15 protein-coding genes are annotated in these 16,194 nt (G+C 39.7%); 8 read left to right on the top strand and 7 right to left on the bottom strand.

The window, feature by feature from the left end; translation table 11 throughout:
* Nucleotides 1-24 precede the first annotated feature (24 nt).
* A complete protein-coding gene (sdsA, locus tag B9T24_RS02595) occupies nt 25-1,002 on the bottom strand; it encodes an All-trans-nonaprenyl-diphosphate synthase (protein WP_086164352.1) in 978 nt (325 codons plus the stop codon).
* A gap of 438 nt (nt 1,003-1,440) precedes the next feature.
* Between sdsA and rplU the strand changes: the two genes are divergently transcribed.
* The 8 genes from rplU to B9T24_RS02555 all read left to right on the top strand — a co-directional run bounded on the left by rplU (nt 1,441) and on the right by B9T24_RS02555 (nt 8,738).
* The gene (gene rplU, locus B9T24_RS02590) at nt 1,441-1,752 is read left to right on the top strand and encodes a 50S ribosomal protein L21 (protein ID WP_086164351.1); all 312 of its coding nucleotides are present in this window, start codon (nt 1,441-1,443) and stop codon (nt 1,750-1,752) included.
* A gap of 18 nt (nt 1,753-1,770) precedes the next feature.
* Nucleotides 1,771-2,028, top strand: a complete 258-nt coding sequence (gene rpmA, locus B9T24_RS02585) for a 50S ribosomal protein L27 (protein ID WP_004651212.1) — start codon at nt 1,771-1,773, stop codon at nt 2,026-2,028.
* Between the two features lie 263 nt (nt 2,029-2,291).
* On the top strand, nt 2,292-3,356 hold the full coding sequence (locus B9T24_RS02580; RefSeq protein WP_228145679.1) for a YadA family autotransporter adhesin: 1,065 nt from the start codon (nt 2,292-2,294) through the stop codon (nt 3,354-3,356).
* A gap of 227 nt (nt 3,357-3,583) precedes the next feature.
* The gene (gene lolA, locus B9T24_RS02575) at nt 3,584-4,282 is read left to right on the top strand and encodes an outer membrane lipoprotein chaperone LolA (RefSeq protein WP_086164350.1); all 699 of its coding nucleotides are present in this window, start codon (nt 3,584-3,586) and stop codon (nt 4,280-4,282) included.
* A 290-nt stretch (nt 4,283-4,572) separates the two neighbouring features.
* Nucleotides 4,573-5,364 carry an RsiV family protein gene (locus tag B9T24_RS02570; protein WP_086164349.1) on the top strand — a complete coding sequence of 264 codons (792 nt, stop codon included), beginning with the start codon at nt 4,573-4,575 and terminating at the stop codon, nt 5,362-5,364.
* Nucleotides 5,365-5,483: 119 nt separating this feature from the next.
* A complete protein-coding gene (gene serS, locus B9T24_RS02565) occupies nt 5,484-6,755 on the top strand; it encodes a serine--tRNA ligase (protein WP_086164348.1) in 1,272 nt (423 codons plus the stop codon).
* A gap of 90 nt (nt 6,756-6,845) precedes the next feature.
* On the top strand, nt 6,846-8,222 hold the full coding sequence (gene cysG, locus B9T24_RS02560) for a siroheme synthase CysG (RefSeq protein ID WP_086164347.1): 1,377 nt from the start codon (nt 6,846-6,848) through the stop codon (nt 8,220-8,222).
* 36 nt (nt 8,223-8,258) lie between these two features.
* Complete coding sequence (locus B9T24_RS02555) at nt 8,259-8,738, top strand: tRNA (cytidine(34)-2'-O)-methyltransferase (protein ID WP_086164346.1); 480 nt, start codon at nt 8,259-8,261, stop codon at nt 8,736-8,738.
* Between the two features lie 528 nt (nt 8,739-9,266).
* Here B9T24_RS02555 and B9T24_RS02550 read toward each other — a convergent pair.
* From B9T24_RS02550 to rpoD, 6 genes are all read right to left on the bottom strand, one after another.
* Nucleotides 9,267-10,664: an APC family permease gene (locus B9T24_RS02550; protein WP_086164345.1), complete on the bottom strand. Its 1,398-nt coding sequence runs from the start codon at nt 10,662-10,664 to the stop codon at nt 9,267-9,269.
* A 263-nt stretch (nt 10,665-10,927) separates the two neighbouring features.
* Nucleotides 10,928-12,112 carry an iron-containing alcohol dehydrogenase gene (locus B9T24_RS02545; protein WP_086164344.1) on the bottom strand — a complete coding sequence of 395 codons (1,185 nt, stop codon included), beginning with the start codon at nt 12,110-12,112 and terminating at the stop codon, nt 10,928-10,930.
* A gap of 1 nt (nt 12,113) precedes the next feature.
* Nucleotides 12,114-12,647: a hypothetical protein gene (locus tag B9T24_RS02540; protein WP_086164343.1), complete on the bottom strand. Its 534-nt coding sequence runs from the start codon at nt 12,645-12,647 to the stop codon at nt 12,114-12,116.
* 77 nt (nt 12,648-12,724) lie between these two features.
* Entirely contained in the window at nt 12,725-13,399 is a 675-nt protein-coding gene (gene lipB / locus B9T24_RS02535; protein WP_416224343.1) for a lipoyl(octanoyl) transferase LipB, read from the bottom strand.
* 147 nt (nt 13,400-13,546) lie between these two features.
* Nucleotides 13,547-13,834, bottom strand: coding sequence for a YbeD family protein (locus B9T24_RS02530; protein ID WP_086164341.1), 288 nt, complete (start codon nt 13,832-13,834; stop codon nt 13,547-13,549).
* Between the two features lie 121 nt (nt 13,835-13,955).
* Nucleotides 13,956-15,842: an RNA polymerase sigma factor RpoD gene (gene rpoD, locus B9T24_RS02525; protein WP_086164340.1), complete on the bottom strand. Its 1,887-nt coding sequence runs from the start codon at nt 15,840-15,842 to the stop codon at nt 13,956-13,958.
* Between the last annotated feature and the right edge of the window lie 352 nt (nt 15,843-16,194).

Genomic DNA, 16,194 nt, shown 5'->3' with positions numbered 1-16,194 from the left:
TAAAATCTATTCTCATGAAATTCATTATTGAATTCGATTTAAAGCAAGTTGAGTCAAGTTAACCAGCGCTTGGCGGTATTCACTCTCAGGTAGTTGGTCTAAAGCATGTAGCGCAAATTGAGTTTCTTCAGTGGCACGTTGGCGGCAATAATCGAGTGCACCACAGTTTTGCACAATTTCAATCACGCGGTCGAGTTGAGCGATACCACCACTTGCAATACTTGAACGCACAATTTCATGTTCTTGATCTGTGGTCTTCTGTAATGCCGAGATTAATGGCAAAGTCGGTTTCCCTTCCATTAAATCATCACCAATATTTTTACCTAATGTTTCCGCATCAGAGGTGTAATCTAAGATGTCATCAATAATTTGGAAGGCATTACCAAAATGACCTGCAAAGATGCGCAGTGGTTCACGGTACTCTGGTGTACCAGTTAAAATGGCTGCGCCTTCTGTGGCCAATTCAAATAAGCGTGACGTTTTACCGTGAATAATATCGAGATAAGTTTGTTCTGTGGTTTCAGGTTGATGTTGTGCTTGAAGTTGTAGCACTTCACCTTCGGCAATTTCACAGGTTCCTGTGGAAAAATCTTTCAGTAAGGTCATGTCGTTTAAATCGACCAACAAATCGAACGCACGAGAAATCAGAAAATCGCCAACCAAAACCGCAGTTTGATTATTCCATGTGGCATTGGCAGTCGGACGACCACGACGTAAACCTGACTCATCGACCACATCATCATGCACCAGTGTTGCAGTGTGTAGCATTTCGATAATGGCCGCTAATTTACGTTGACGTTCTAAATCGGTCGCACCGCATGCTTTTGCTGCCAATAAACACATAATAGGACGCATGCGTTTTCCGCCTGCCTCAACCACATGTTTACTTACAGCCATGACTAAGGCGACTTTTGACGTAATCCCTTCATTAATAAATGTGTCCATCGCAGCAAAGTCGGAAGCAACAGGAGCGAGAATATCTTGCTTAAAGTCGATGGCCATATGAAGAGAAACCTCTATAAAATTGAATTGCTTATTATATAGTGTAGCAATTATATCTAGTGATATAGCGAAGATCTTAATATAGATGTTTAAATCATGGCTAAGCAAATGGTTTTATCTTAGGCCTAATTCTAACAACCAATATAATATGTGACTTAGCTGGCATTTTGTAGTCTATGCCATATAGTAGCGAATTGATTTTAAAAATCTATTTCATTTTATAAAATCTCAGCTTTAGATGTCACAATCATTTCTTTTTAGCGATTTGATTGTTTATAAAATAAACATGGGTTAGGCGCAAAAAAAGACTAAAATGGCTTGTCGTTTGATTTATTATCACTTAATATGTTTGCCCTTAGATATCCCCCAGTGGCGCGCGTATTAAGATTGATATATTCCTTTATCAACACGACGACACGGGCATGTTTGGAGTACATTATGTACGCAGTAATCCAAAGCGGTGGTAAACAGCACCGTGTTATTGAGGGTGAAACCCTTAAAGTAGAATTATTGAAAGTTGAAACCGGTACAACTATTACGTTTGATGACGTATTAATGCTTGTAAACGGCGAAAGCATTCAAATTGGTGCTCCAGTTGTTGCTGGTGCTACAGTAACTGCTGAAGTAGTTAGCCACGGTCGTCACGACAAAATCCGTATTGTTAAAATGCGTCGTCGTAAACATTACCGTAAACAACAAGGTCACCGTCAATGGTTTACCGAGTTGAAAATTACTGCTATTTCAGGCTAATTACGAGGATTATGAAACATGGCTACTAAAAAAGCTGGTGGATCGACACGTAACGGTCGTGACTCGAACCCTAAAATGTTAGGTGTTAAAATGTTCGGTGGTCAATCTGTGACTGCTGGTAACATTATCGTTCGTCAACGTGGTACAGAATTCCACGCTGGTGCAAACGTAGGTATGGGCCGTGACCATACTTTATTTGCTACCGCTGATGGCGTGATCAAATTCGAAGTGAAGGGTCAATTTGGCCGTCGCTACGTAAAAGTTGAAACTGTATAAGTTTTAATTTTTAAAAAGAGCCCGCATTTTTGCGGGTTTTTTTATGTCTGCATGATTTTTTTTAATTAGCTACAGTCAAGAAATATGGGGATTTGCTGTACTTTATCTTAAAACAATAAAAATCAAATACTTATTTTTTGTTTTGCATATTTTGCGTTATTTCTTATTACAAATAAGTCGCAATGCTGTGACATATTGAGACTTAAGTCTCATTTTTTAGATGTAAAATATTAAGAGCAAAATTAGAAAAAAGGCTAACAGACATGAGAAGAATATTCAGAAAGGTCTTGAATAAATTACTTTACCATCATGTTGATGCATCAAAAGATGATTGTAAAATTGAACAAGGCCAAATGCCACGAATAGCAATACAGCAAATTCATCATCTGGGTTTATTTGCACAAATAAAAACCGTTAAAACTCCGAAATTATTGTTGTTAAGTATCATGTTGGCGATGGGTAGCAGTGCTTTAGCAAATGCAGGAAATAGCCACCAATCTCATGGTAATGGATATGGTCATCATCCTAAGCCACATCACTCTTCTGGAACTAAAGGGCCAAAAGGCGATACTGGCTTTAGCGCCTATGAACTGGCTGTAAACGATGGTTATACTGGCACGGTACGCGAGTGGTTAGCCAGCTTAATTGGAGATAATCCTTATGTTGAAATTGAGTCACATCAATTCAATACTGGACCTAAACCGACTGCGACGGGTCGAGGTGCAATTGCAATAGGAACAGCCACGAATGTATCGGGTAGGCAATCGATAGGACTGGGTGTAAATAACAATATTACAGGTCGAAACTCGGGAGCAATTGGTAATAACAATAATGTTAGTGGCAATAATACTTATGTGCTTGGCAATAATGTCACCACAGCAGCAAACAATAGTGTGGTCTTAGGTCAGGGTTCTACATCGAATCGAGATAATACCGTTTCGGTGGGTGCAGCAGGTGCGGAAAGACAAATTACGAATGTTGCAGCAGGTACACAAGATACGGATGCTGTCAATGTGGTGCAAATGCGTCAAGCAAATGCATCTATTAATAGCCGTGTTGATGCTTTAAATCGTAATATGAGTGAATTTGAAGATGAAACCCATGCTGCTGTTGCATCAAGCTTAGCAATCGCATCCTTACCGCAACCCACCGAAGCGGGTTATAGTATGCTGAGTGTAGGGGCTGGTACGTGGGAAAATAAACAAGGCTTTGCTGTTGGTGTAAGTGGCATAACGGAAAATAATAAGTTTATCTATAAAGCTGCTGCAACAACCAATACTGAAGGTGATTTTGGAGGAGGCGCTGCGGTGGGTTGGCAATGGAAATAATGCAATATATTGAGCTGAGTCAGCATAAAAACCCACAGCAAAATGTGGGTTTTTTATTTCGAAAAATGCGTTAAAACTGTTCTAGTTCTTCATCATGATGTAGAAATTTGTACATTGAACATTAATAACCATACAAAACTTCTTATTTTCTCAATTATTACAAATAAAAATTAGTTTAAGATGAGACATTGAATAAATAGCGATACAGCAAATAAAAAGGTAATGATATGAAAATGCTTCGTAAAACCCTATGTGCTATGACATTAGGTGCAGCAACGCTTGCACCGCTAATGAGTACTACTGTTTTTGCTGCGCCTGTTGCAGCATCGGAGCAACAAGCAACCGCAAATTTGGTCAAACAGTTGGGTGGTATTCATAGTTTGTCGGCAAATTTTGAGCAAACCACCAAAGCCACATCTGGAAGTAAAGCACCACAGAAAAAAGGCTTGACTGGTCAGCACATGAATCAAACCTTTAAAGGGGTTATGAAGGTTGCTCGTCCAGGGAAGTTTTTTTGGGAAACCACCAGCCCATCAAAACAAACAATTGTGACTTCAGGTAAAACGGTTTGGATTTATGACCCTGATTTACAACAGGCGGTTCGTCAAAGCCTAGATGATCAAGTGGCGAATACCCCTGCGTTGTTGTTGTCGGGTAATACCAATCAAATTATGCAGTCATATCGTGTGACGCAACCAGATAAAACCAAGACCTATTACACTTTGCTGCCTAAGGATCGTGATGGGGCATTTCAAAGTTTGACCATCAGTTTTGGTGCAAATAAAGCACCAAGTTTGATGATTTTGGAAGACTCGTTGGGGCAAACGACTTATGTTCGTTTCAATAATGTGAAATTAAATCCTTCAATTGCAGCATCAACATTTAATTTTGCACCACCTAAGGGCACCGATATTATTGATCAATAATATTCAACCTTTATAAAAAACCACCTGCGGGTGGTTTTTTATTGCAATTGTCCTCATGAAAAATGTATTGGTACTCTTTAAGGTCGGAAAAAGCAGGCTGATCACTTTGAATGCAAAGTTATGCTGATAAAAATGAATTTGCTTCAAATGTGTGCGTAAAAATAGCAGTTCTCGGAAACTGAACAGTATTCTGAAGGGGGGATATGCATTGCTACATTTTGTAATTTTATCTGGCGGGTTACGTTTGTATAGTGCGATGATTCATTTTAAGAAAAGTATAGGGTTGCAGCATGAAACAAACACAATTAAAGCCATGGTTCTTGGTTTGTACGCTGGTTATTGGGGGTGGAGTACTTGCGGGATGTCAACCTAAAGCTGATGTGAAAGCTGAAGCAGCAAAGCAGCAACAATCACAAAATAAAGAGAATACTATTAGCGCCATTCAAGCCAAAGTAGTGCCAGTTAAACTGAGCAAACCTGAAGCCTGTGATGCTGAAGGATGTATTCAATATGATATTCAAACGGTTAATACCAATCTTAAATGGATTGATGCTTATTTTATTGCTCGAATCAAAAAAACTGATCCAATCGCGTTTTCTACCGAACCAAATCAAAAAATAAATACCTCAGACGGAGCTGCACCGAACCTAAGTCAAAGTTCGACCTATGTGCGTTTCGTCAGTCAATATTATGATCAGGCGACATTTGCCATTCAAAGTTATAGTTATTCGGCGGGTGCAGCACATGGGATGTATCATCAAGAATTTGTAAATTTTGATTTAAATACCAAAAAGCGTTTGGCGCTAGAAGATATTTTAGTCAAAGGTGCAGAACAGCAAGTCTTAGATGCTTTATATGATGCGAATACAATGTGGCTGGATCAACATAGCATTGAAAGAGACAAACTTAAATTAAGTGATAATTTTTACTATGGGGCTAACGGTCTTGTTTTTGTTTATCCCTTATATGAGTTGGCTTCTTATGCCGAAGGCATGACTGAACTGACCTTGCCTTATGTAACATTGACCAAACTGGTTAAAGCACAATATCTGCCAAGTTTGCCAAAGTATCCAAGTCCATAATTTCAGCTTAATTCGGTTAAATTTGCTGTAATAAGGCGCAGCCACAAGCTCGGTCACTGTCTTTTTTAACATTTAGCGCTTACACTATAGCCAGTTTTTTTCTTTGCAAAAGATTGGCTATGATCGACCCGAAATTAATCCGAAATAATATTGAGGCTGTAAATTTAGCCTTAGCAAAACGTGGTGTACAGCTGAATGTGGAAGAGTGGGCTTCGCTTGAAGCGCACCGTAAAGAGCTTCAATCCAAAACTGAAGCTTTGCAGGCAGAGCGTAATTCGGGTGCTAAACAAGTTGGCCAAATTAAAAAATCTGGTGGCGATGCATCTGAAATTATGGCGCGTATGGCTGCCATTGGTGATGACATTAAAGCTGCTGAAGTTGCGCTTGCTGAATTACAAACCGAGATTGAAAATAAAGCGTTAAGCATTCCAAATATGCCGCATGAATCTGTACCTGAAGGTAAAGATGAAGACGATAATATTGAAATTCTAAAATGGGGTACACCGCGTCAGTTTGATTTTGAAATTAAAGATCATACTGACTTGGGTGAATGGATGGGTGGTTTAGAGTTTGAAACTGCCACCAAATTGACAGGTACGCGTTTCAGTGTTTTAAAAGGGCCATTGGCACGTTTACAACGTGCATTGACTCAGTTTATGTTGGATACGCACACTTTGAAAAATGGCTATACCGAAGCGTATGTGCCATATTTAGTCAATGCTGATTCTTTACGTGGCACAGGTCAACTACCTAAATTTGAAGAAGATTTGTTCAAATTACAAGGTGAAAAAGAACTTTATTTAATTCCAACTGCTGAAGTGCCAGTGACCAATTTCGTGCGTGATGAAATTGTTGATCCAGATCGCCTGCCGTTAAAATATGCAGCGCATACACCATGTTTCCGTAGTGAAGCAGGGTCGTATGGCCGTGATACCCGTGGTTTAATCCGTCAACACCAATTCGACAAAGTTGAGATGGTGCAGATTGTTAAACCTGAAACGTCAATGGATGCACTTGAAGAATTGACGGGTCATGCAGAAGGTATTTTGCAAGCCTTGGGTCTTCCATATCGTAAAATCATTTTATGTGGTGGTGATATGGGCTTTGGCGCAATAAAAACCTATGATTTAGAAGTTTGGGTGCCGAGCCAAAATACCTATCGTGAAATTTCAAGCTGTTCATGTATGGGTGACTTCCAAGCGCGTCGTATGAAAGCACGTTACCGTGTAGACCAAAAGAAAACTGAATTCGTTCATACTTTGAATGGTTCTGGCTTGGCCGTTGGTCGTACATTGCTGGCAGTGATGGAAAATTACCAACGTGAAGATGGTTCGATTGAGATTCCAGTAGCACTTCGTCCGTATATGGGTGGTACAGAATTTATTGATTAATCAGTAGTTTGATTATTAAATAGATGAATGGCACAGTTTTGTGCATGAAAATTGCTTAAGACAATCAGATCTAAAATATTGAGGTAGTCCGTGGATATCTTTCCAATCTCTTTAAAGTTGCAACAGCAACCTTGTCTGATTGTCGGTGGCGGGCATATTGCCTATCGTAAGGCCGTCCTTTTGGCAAAAGCGGGTGCAGTTATTCATGTGATTGCACCTGAAATTGAAAGTAATTTACTTGAGCTTGTTGAATCAAGCCAAGGGCAATATGTTCAAGCACCTTTTAGCTTAGATATTCAACTGCGCAATTATCGTTTGGTGATTGCAGCAACCAATGATAAAGCGGTCAATATTCAAGTTTTTGAAGCCTGTGAAGCAGAAAAAATATTGGTCAATAGTGTGGATGATCCTCCACATTGTCGTTTTATGGTTCCTGCAATTATTGACCGTTCACCTTTGGTGGTTTCAATTGCGACCAATGGTACATCTCCGGTATTATCGCGCCAAATTCGAACCCAGCTTGAAGCAACGATTCCACATGGAATGGGGAAACTGGCTGATTTTTCTGGACAATGGCGTGCTAGCGTTAAAGCGAAAATTATCAATCCAGATGAGCGTCGTATTTTTTGGGAGGACTTGTATGCCAGCCCACTCAAAGAACAGGTGTTTAATGACAATATTGCGGAAGCAAATCGATTAATTGAGCAGGCATTGCTCGAGTGGAAAACACCTAAAGGTGAGGTCTATTTAGTGGGTGCAGGGCCGGGCGATCCTGAATTATTGACCTTAAAAGCCTTACGCCTAATGCAGCAAGCGGATGTGATTATTTATGATCGTTTGGTCTCTCCTGCGATTTTAGAATTATGCCGTCGTGATGCAGATAAAATTTATGTCGGAAAAGCACGTTCCAATCATAGCGTTCCTCAAGAAGGGATTAACGCTTTATTGGTCGAATATGCCGCAAAAGGTAAGCGGGTTTGTCGTCTAAAAGGCGGAGATCCATTTATTTTTGGTCGTGGTGGTGAGGAAATTCAAGAGCTGTTTGCTGCGGGTGTGGCTTTTCAAGTCGTCCCCGGGATTACCGCAGCATCGGGCTGTTCAGCTTATGCTGGTATTCCTTTAACACACCGTGATTATGCTCAAAGTGTTCGATTTTTAACAGGGCATTTAAAAGAAGGTTCACCCGAGTTACCGTGGAAGGAACTGGTTTATGAAAACCAAACCTTGGTGTTGTATATGGGCTTGGTGGGTTTAGAAAAAATATGTGCGCAATTAATTGCACATGGTCAGCGTCCGAATATGCCCGTTGCCCTTATTTCTAAAGGTACGACACCAGAGCAAAAAGTTGTGGTGGGAACTTTGGCTGATATTGCATCGAAAGTATCAGAATATCAAATTCAAGCACCAACCCTCACCATTATTGGTGAGGTCGTCAGTTTACGTGAACAATTACAGTGGCAGGGCTAAACAAGCCCTGTTGCATTGAAAGAGTAGAGAAATCTTGTGATTCATGTTGTTTTATATGAGCCTGAAATTCCTGCAAATACAGGAAATATCATTCGTTTATGTGCCAATACAGGTGCACAATTGCACTTGGTGAAGCCATTAGGTTTTGAACTGGATGATAAAAAGCTCAGACGTGCAGGCTTGGATTATCATGAATGGGCGCATATGAAAGTATGGGAAAACTTTGCTGAATGTGTCGCGTATTTAAAAGAACATGGTATTGAAAATGATGCGATTTATCCTTTAACCACCAAAGGTTCTGAAACGCCACATACTTCAAATTTAAACCGTCCAGTAGCATTGTTAATGGGGCCTGAAACGCGTGGTCTTCCTGAAAGTGTACGCATGATGTTCCCAGAAAAACATTGGATTTGTTTGCCTATGGCAGCAAATTCGCGCAGTTTGAATTTATCGAATGCGACTGCGATTATTCTTTATGAGGCATGGCGTCAACAAGGTTTTGAAGCTTTGGTTTAAAAAAAGATGGTTAAAAAGTTGCTTGCGAGTTAATGTCAGTCAGTTAAGAAATTGACTGGCTTTTTTATTTTAAATTCATGATGTTATTCGATACGCGGAAACGTCATCCGCAACTTGAGCAATAAATAAAGCACGGCTTTATTTTGCAGCGCAAGGTATGACTATATGGGTAACATATTGTTTTTGCAATTTTTTTGTTAATTTCGGTAGTTGGCGAGTTTTGTGGTGCGAATAGTTTTAAATAAATTATTTAAAACTATTCGCAAGATGCTTTTCTTACGAAGCGCTGCTTCTCATTTTGGCGTAACAAAAGAACTCCAAATATTTGACTTAAAATGATAAGACTCCGTCGTGAATAACTAAAAGCTAAGGAGTTAATTGTAAAACTCCCTAACTGATCAGTATTAGCTTACGGGCAGTTTTTTTATGTTTAAATTTTCGGAAATGTGAATAATCATTGGCTATATAAAATATTAAGTATATAAAAAAGACGCATAAAGCGTCTTTTTTATTGAATGAATCAGCAGGTTAGTGTGAATCATCAAATTCGTTATGCTGTGGTGCAGGTTGTTTAAACCCTTTGGTTTTATAACCTAAGTATAAAATACCGAACATTGCCCACCATAAACCATATTTTAATGAGGTTTCTTCAATTTCTAGCCAAAGTGCAAATACACTGATAAAGCCAAGCAATGGAACAACCACAAAATTTAAAATGTCTTTCGTATTTTTGGTACGCCCATCACGTAATGCATAACGTGAAATGACCGACAAATTGACAAAGGTAAATGCAGTTAAAGCACCAAAACTGATTAAAGAAATCACAGTATCCAGATTCATAAAACCAGCGGTTAAAGCAACAACGCCTACAATTAAAATATTGTATGACGGGGTGAGGCTTTTAGGGCTGATATGACCAAAGATTTTCTTATTAATCACGCCATCACGGCCCATGGCAAACATCAGGCGTGATACACCAGCATGCGCTGAAATACCCGATGCCATAACTGTCACGATTGCAAAAGCCAGCACATAAGATTGGAATAGTGAACCACCAACCAGCATTAAAATATCAGGCTGTGTCGCGGCAACGTCTTCAAAGTATGTTTTTGGATCGTTCGGGAAGTAAATTTGCATGAAGTAGGTGCTGACAATGAAAATCACACCTGCAATTAAAGCAGTTAAGAAAATCGCTTTAGGCAAGGTCTTTTCAGTGTCTTTAGTTTCTTCGGCAAGTGAACTGAGAGAGTCAAAACCAGTGAAAGAGAAACACAGTAAGGTTGCACCAGTAACCAATGCACCGACTGACGTTAACTCATTCCAAAATGGCTCAAGGCTCCAAAGCTGATAACGTTGCTCAGCAGAAATAGGACCATCTGCATTAAAACCTGCTTGTAGTTTGGTATAAACCAAATAGGTAAAGACAGCGATCACAACCAGCTGAATCACTACGATTAAACTGTTAAAGTTGGCAACGAAGCGCGCACCTTTTAGGTTTACACCTGTCATAAATGCAGTCAGTACAATGACCCATACCCAGTGGTTTACATCTGGGAACAATGCTTCAAGATAAATCACAGCAAGAATGATGTTGACCATTGGTGAGAGTAAATAATCTAACCAAGATGACCAACCGACCATGAAACCAACATTGGGGTGAATCGACTTTTGGGCATAGGTATAGGCCGAACCCGAAGACGGGTAGCGACGAATCATATGACCATAACTTAGCGATGTTAATAAAATTGCAACGAGTGCAAATATGTAGGATGTCGGTACGTGAAAATGACTTTCTTCCGCGACTAAACCGAAAGTGTCAAATAACGTCATGGGCTGTATATAAGCTAAACCAATAATAATGATGTGCCAGAGTCCCAGCGTTTTTTGTAGTTTAGCTACCGATGGAGTCCCAGAGATATTTGTCAACGGCGTTATCCTCTTAATCGTTGATCAAGGATCAGTCATGTTTATAAGGATCGTTTGAGACGAACGATCCCCCCTATACGAATAAAACAAAAGTGCGCCAATCTACTCCAATTGGATACCTTTTGCCAATCACTTTATAAACTTTTTATAGCATGAAATGTGCCATTTAATAAAAAATGGTCGTTGATTTTCACAAAGGAAAAGCCTGATGCTTAAAAAACATCAGGCTGATTTTTCCACTATATGCGCTTATTTTTCAATATTTACCAAGCTTTTTCTAACAGTGCTTTTAAGTCACTGAAGGTCGCTTCTTTAGGGTTGTAGATAATAGATCCATCATTTAAAGCCTTTTCTGCGACTTCATCTAATTGTGCTTCAGAGACTTTACCCGTTTCACGTAAAGTACGTGGTAATTTGGTGAGGGTATATAAACGATCGCGCATGGTTAAAATGGTTGCAATCGCTTTATCGGCACGTAAATGTGCAGGTGTTTGTGCAAAAATATCTGCCCCAGCTAAAGGAAGTAGTAGATCTGCAATTTTGTCACCATTTACTTCTTTGTTATATTCAAGTACATACGGTAGGAATAAATTCATGCATAAGCCGTGGGGCAGGTGTGCTACAGCACCTAAAGCATGTCCTAATGAATGTACTAAACCAACCATCGAATTAGAGAATGCAATACCTGCCATGGTTGAAGCTTGCGCCAATTCAAGGCGACCAAACTCATCTGTTGGATGGTCCAGTACCTTAAATAAATTGTTGCTTACTTTTTTGATTGCAGCGGTGGCATAAGCATCACTGATTGGATTTGCAGCCATGCAAGTATAGGCTTCAACCGCATGCGTTAGTGCATCCATAGCGGTCATAGCGGTTAAATGGGGTGGCAAAGTTTGCGTCATACGCGGGTCAAGAATCGCTGCATGTGGCATCAAATAATAAGATGCAAATGCCATTTTGACATTTTTTTCCAGATCGGAAACCACAGCAACCATGGTCACTTCAGAACCAGTGCCTGATGTGGTTGGAATCACAAAAAATGGTTTCAGTGCTTTTGGAAGATTGTGCGCACCTGAAAATTTCAGTAAGTCGTCGCCGCCTTCAGTCACCAAAATATTGGTCGCTTTTGAGGTGTCAATCACTGAACCGCCACCGACGGCAATAATCGCATCACAATTATTTTCACGATAGGCTTTTGCTGCACTACGCACGGTTTCTACGCTTGAATCGGGTGGAACATCATCAAAAATATAACCAATCACTGCATCTGTAGATTCAAAAGCGGCTTCAATTGGAGCAAGTAGATGATTACTACGTACGCCTTTGTCGGTAATAATCAGTGGGCGTTTTGCACCTAAGGTCGCAAGTTCAAAAGGAATATGTTCTAACGCGGCATGACCTGCGATGACTTTTACTGGACAGAAAAATTCGTAATAAGGCTTAGCCATGTTATACACTCCGTTTAAAATAGGATTGAGCCACTTTCAAATAAATATTTGCAGCTCCTGTTAATTTTTCTTTTAGGCTTAATTCACTTGGATATTGTTTTACAGCAAGCTCGGCTAAGAGTTTAGGTAAAATAAGTGATTCCATTTTATTTAAACAACGCACCAGACGAATGGCATATGCTAAATCGCCATCTGCAATCATGCGGTCATGGGCAAAGGCTTGAGCAGTACTTTCTTGGAAAGAAAATACTAGAAAAGCATGACTTAAATGCTTAAATGTAATGGTTAAATCAGGCTTGGTTGCTACGGATTGTAGTAATTTTAATTGATGGTCTTCCGTGACTTTTGCAATAAAAGCGGGGCCATTGGGAAATACTTTCATCGAAAGAACAAAACCAACAGGGAATTTGGCAACTTCCTGTTTTACTTCTTCATCGACTTGGCTCGCCATGACTAAACCTCTGCCAATGACATCCATCATGAGTTTGACATAGGTTAGTTGTAAAGCGGGCTTTACGGATTTAGTTGAAATCACTCGCGCATCCCTTATCTAAAAAATATTTTATTAGTTTAGAGTAAATACTCTAATTTATTTTTATCGCAAAAGCAAAGTTATTGTTGCATGACTTGGACTTTATTAAAGTAACCGCTGTGATCTAAAGTTTCAATCACATCCGCACATAAATCATTAAAATGAGGATGGTTTTCAACCAAGTCCATGACGCGAACCATTTCTAATCCTGCATAGCCACACGGATTAATGGTGTGAAATCCAAACAGATCACAATCAATATTGAGTGCAAGACCATGATAGCTACGTCCTTTGCGAATTTTAAAACCCAATGAGCCAATTTTACGTTCATTGACATAGACACCCGGTGCATCTGGTTTGGCATAGGCTTCAATGTGGTATTTTTTCAGCAAGTCGATCATTAAATTTTCAGCATAGGAAACCAACGTGCGAACATTCCATCCTAAGCGATTCAAATCAAACATGAAGTAGGCAACCAACTGACCCGGCCCATGCCAAGTGACTTGCCCACCACGATCCGTTTGTACCACAGGAATGGTACTCGACATCAGAATATGTTCAGGCTTTCCAGCTTGTCCTTGGGTGAGAACATCATGATGCTGCAAAATCCACAGTTCATCTGGGGTATTTTCATCACGGGTTTCAGTTAACTTTTTCATGTCCTGAAAACGGTCGAGATAAGGGGTAAGTTGATTAAATTGACGGATAATTAAATTAGGTTTTAGAACAGCATCAGTCACGTGAAGTGCGTCCATAAAAGTTTAAATATTAGAAATGATTATAATGAAATTGGGGGGAGATAGGAGGTGATAGCCAGATGATTTGCTATTTTTATTGGTATGGATGCAATATTTTTCTGCATACATAAAAAAACACGCTTCGAGGCGTGTTTTTTATATTGATTAAAGTGCTGTTTTAATCAATGTGCAGGCAGCTAAATCAGCATATAGTGCATGAACTTGTTCAAGTTCTATGAACACAAGTTGTGCCGTTAAAGAGTGATACTTACCTGTACGCGATGGTTGTACTTTAATGGTTGTACTATCAAAATCAGGAAAATGTTTTACTAAAATTTCAACAACAGCACAATGTAAATCTTCGTGCGCTTCACCAATCAATTTGATTGGATAATCCATAGGGAAAACCCATAGATCTTCTTGCAGTTCACGTGAAGGTGTACGGTCTAACATTGTCATGAGAGCCAGTCCTCATTATATCAAACGCCTGCGTGAATGCAGGCGTTGTATTTCTCTTAGATACTAAATGGAGACTGATATTTAGATTTCAAGTCTCCATCGCTATCATCAAAAATTAGTCATTTTCTAAGAATGAACGTAAGTGTTCAGAACGAGAAGGGTGACGTAATTTACGTAAAGCTTTGGCTTCAATCTGACGAATACGTTCACGTGTTACATCAAATTGTTTACCCACTTCTTCCAAAGTATGGTCGGTTGGCATATCAATACCAAAACGCATTTTTAAGACTTTCGCTTCACGTTCGGTCAAGTTTTCCAGCACTTCACGTGTTGCTTCTTTTAAGCCTTCTGAAGTGGCGGCATCAATTGGAGAGGTAATATTACCATCTTCAATGAAGTCACCAAGATGCGAATCTTCGTCATCACCAATCGGTGTTTCCATCGAAATTGGTTCTTTGGCAATTTTAAGCACTTTACGTACTTTAACTTCGTCCATTTCCAGACGTTCGCCTAATTCTTCAGGTGTTGGCTCACGACCCATTTCTTGAAGAAGTTGACGAGATACACGGTTGATCTTGTTAATGGTTTCAATCATGTGTACTGGAATACGGATGGTACGTGCTTGGTCAGCAATAGAACGTGTGATCGCCTGACGAATCCACCAAGTTGCATAGGTCGAGAATTTATAACCACGACGGTATTCAAACTTGTCTACGGCTTTCATCAAACCGATGTTACCTTCTTGAATCAAGTCAAGGAATTGCAAACCACGGTTGGTATATTTTTTCGCAATCGAAATCACCAAACGTAAGTTTGCTTCAACCATTTCTTTTTTCGCGCGACGTGCTTTCGCTTCACCAACAGCCATACGTTTAGAAATGTCTTTAATGTCTTTAACATCTAAGCCCAATTCTTTTTCGATGTCGGCAATTTTTTGCTGGAATGCAACAACATCTGGACGTACTTTTTCTAAATAACCTTTTTGATCAGCAGGTGCTTTAGCAATTTGTTCATCTAACCAAGCTGGATTTGATTCTTGACCTGGGAATGATGTACGGAATTGAGTACGATCCATACGACCACGACGAACTGCATAACGCATTACTTCACGTTCAGCTGTACGAATGTGTTCATGCGTACCACGAATCATTTCTGAAATGATTTCAAATAAACGTGGGGTAAATTTGAACATCATAAACACAGTCGCAAGTGCTTCAAGCGCTTCATCTGCTTGTTTGCTGTTACGACCATGCTTTTCAATCGCGGCTTTGGTTGCTTTCCACGCATTTTCAAGTTCAGTGAAACGAACACGTGCAATTTCTGGATCTGGACCAGACTCACCTTCAGAATCATCATCACTTTCAGATTCTTCTTCTTCGTCATCGTCCAATTTTACGTCTTTAGTGGTTTTAGTCGTCGCTTCATCATCTTCAACAATTTCAGCTTCTTCTTCTAAAACTTCTGGAATTTCTTCGTCAGATTCTGGGTCTAAATAACCAGATAAAATATCAGCAAGACGACGTTCACCTTCAGCAACATCGCTATATTCTTTTAATACAACTTCAACTGCATTTGGCCAATACGCAATCGAATGAAGAACGTCACGAATACCTTCTTCAATGCGTTTCGCAATGCTAATTTCGCCTTCACGCGTTAATAGTTCAACCGTTCCCATTTCACGCATGTACATACGTACTGGATCGGTGGTACGACCAGGTTCGCTTTCAACTGAAGCAAGAACAGCTGCCGCTTCTTCTTCAGCGACTTCATCGGTTGCTTCGGCATTGTTACCGTCGAACATGGTGTCATCAGATTCAGGCGCACGTTCATGCACTGGAATGCCGACATCTTGAAGCATTTGAATAATGTCTTCAATTTGTTCGCTTTCCGTGATCGAGTCTGGGAGATGATCGTTAACCTCAGCGTAAGTTAAGTAACCTTGCTCTTTGCCTCGGCTAATCAGAGCCGCTACTTGCGAAGTAGGGGAAGTCATATCGCTCATCTTTGCTTACTCTTCGTTGAATCTGTGGCAGTGAAAAACCGTGCATGATAGCACAATTCGCTTAAAATTGTTTTGAATTGCTTGCTCAAATGCTATTGGGAAATAGCATTTTGATTTAACAATTATTTTCAATATTGGGTTGGAAATTTTTTTTTCAAGTCTCTTGCATGGAATGCATTCAAAAATATCTTAATTTTTATCGGCATTCTAATTAAAATTTTACATAGCCATAAATACACAATTTCAGGGTCAAAAAACAAGTGTAAATTGAGTTTGTTATAACAAAAAAGTAAAAAAAACTTGACAAGATTTGCTAACAAAGATAAATAGCGCCTAGACCCATTTACTTTTT

Source organism: Acinetobacter sp. ANC 4654, assembly GCF_002135425.1.
Classification (GTDB): Bacteria; Pseudomonadota; Gammaproteobacteria; order Pseudomonadales; family Moraxellaceae; genus Acinetobacter; species Acinetobacter kyonggiensis.
This window is presented reverse-complemented; position numbering and strand designations above follow the sequence as displayed.

Coding starts and splice junctions, on each gene's coding strand:
- sdsA (WP_086164352.1), bottom strand. CDS start 1,002: ATGGCCATCGACTTTAAGCAAGATATTCTCGCTCCTGTTGCTTCCGAC.
- rplU (WP_086164351.1), top strand. CDS start 1,441: ATGTACGCAGTAATCCAAAGCGGTGGTAAACAGCACCGTGTTATTGAG.
- rpmA (WP_004651212.1), top strand. CDS start 1,771: ATGGCTACTAAAAAAGCTGGTGGATCGACACGTAACGGTCGTGACTCG.
- B9T24_RS02580 (WP_228145679.1), top strand. CDS start 2,292: ATGAGAAGAATATTCAGAAAGGTCTTGAATAAATTACTTTACCATCAT.
- lolA (WP_086164350.1), top strand. CDS start 3,584: ATGAAAATGCTTCGTAAAACCCTATGTGCTATGACATTAGGTGCAGCA.
- B9T24_RS02570 (WP_086164349.1), top strand. CDS start 4,573: ATGAAACAAACACAATTAAAGCCATGGTTCTTGGTTTGTACGCTGGTT.
- serS (WP_086164348.1), top strand. CDS start 5,484: ATGATCGACCCGAAATTAATCCGAAATAATATTGAGGCTGTAAATTTA.
- B9T24_RS02545 (WP_086164344.1), bottom strand. CDS start 12,112: ATGGCTAAGCCTTATTACGAATTTTTCTGTCCAGTAAAAGTCATCGCA.
- lipB (WP_416224343.1), bottom strand. CDS start 13,399: ATGGACGCACTTCACGTGACTGATGCTGTTCTAAAACCTAATTTAATT.
- B9T24_RS02530 (WP_086164341.1), bottom strand. CDS start 13,834: ATGTTAGACCGTACACCTTCACGTGAACTGCAAGAAGATCTATGGGTT.
- rpoD (WP_086164340.1), bottom strand. CDS start 15,842: ATGAGCGATATGACTTCCCCTACTTCGCAAGTAGCGGCTCTGATTAGC.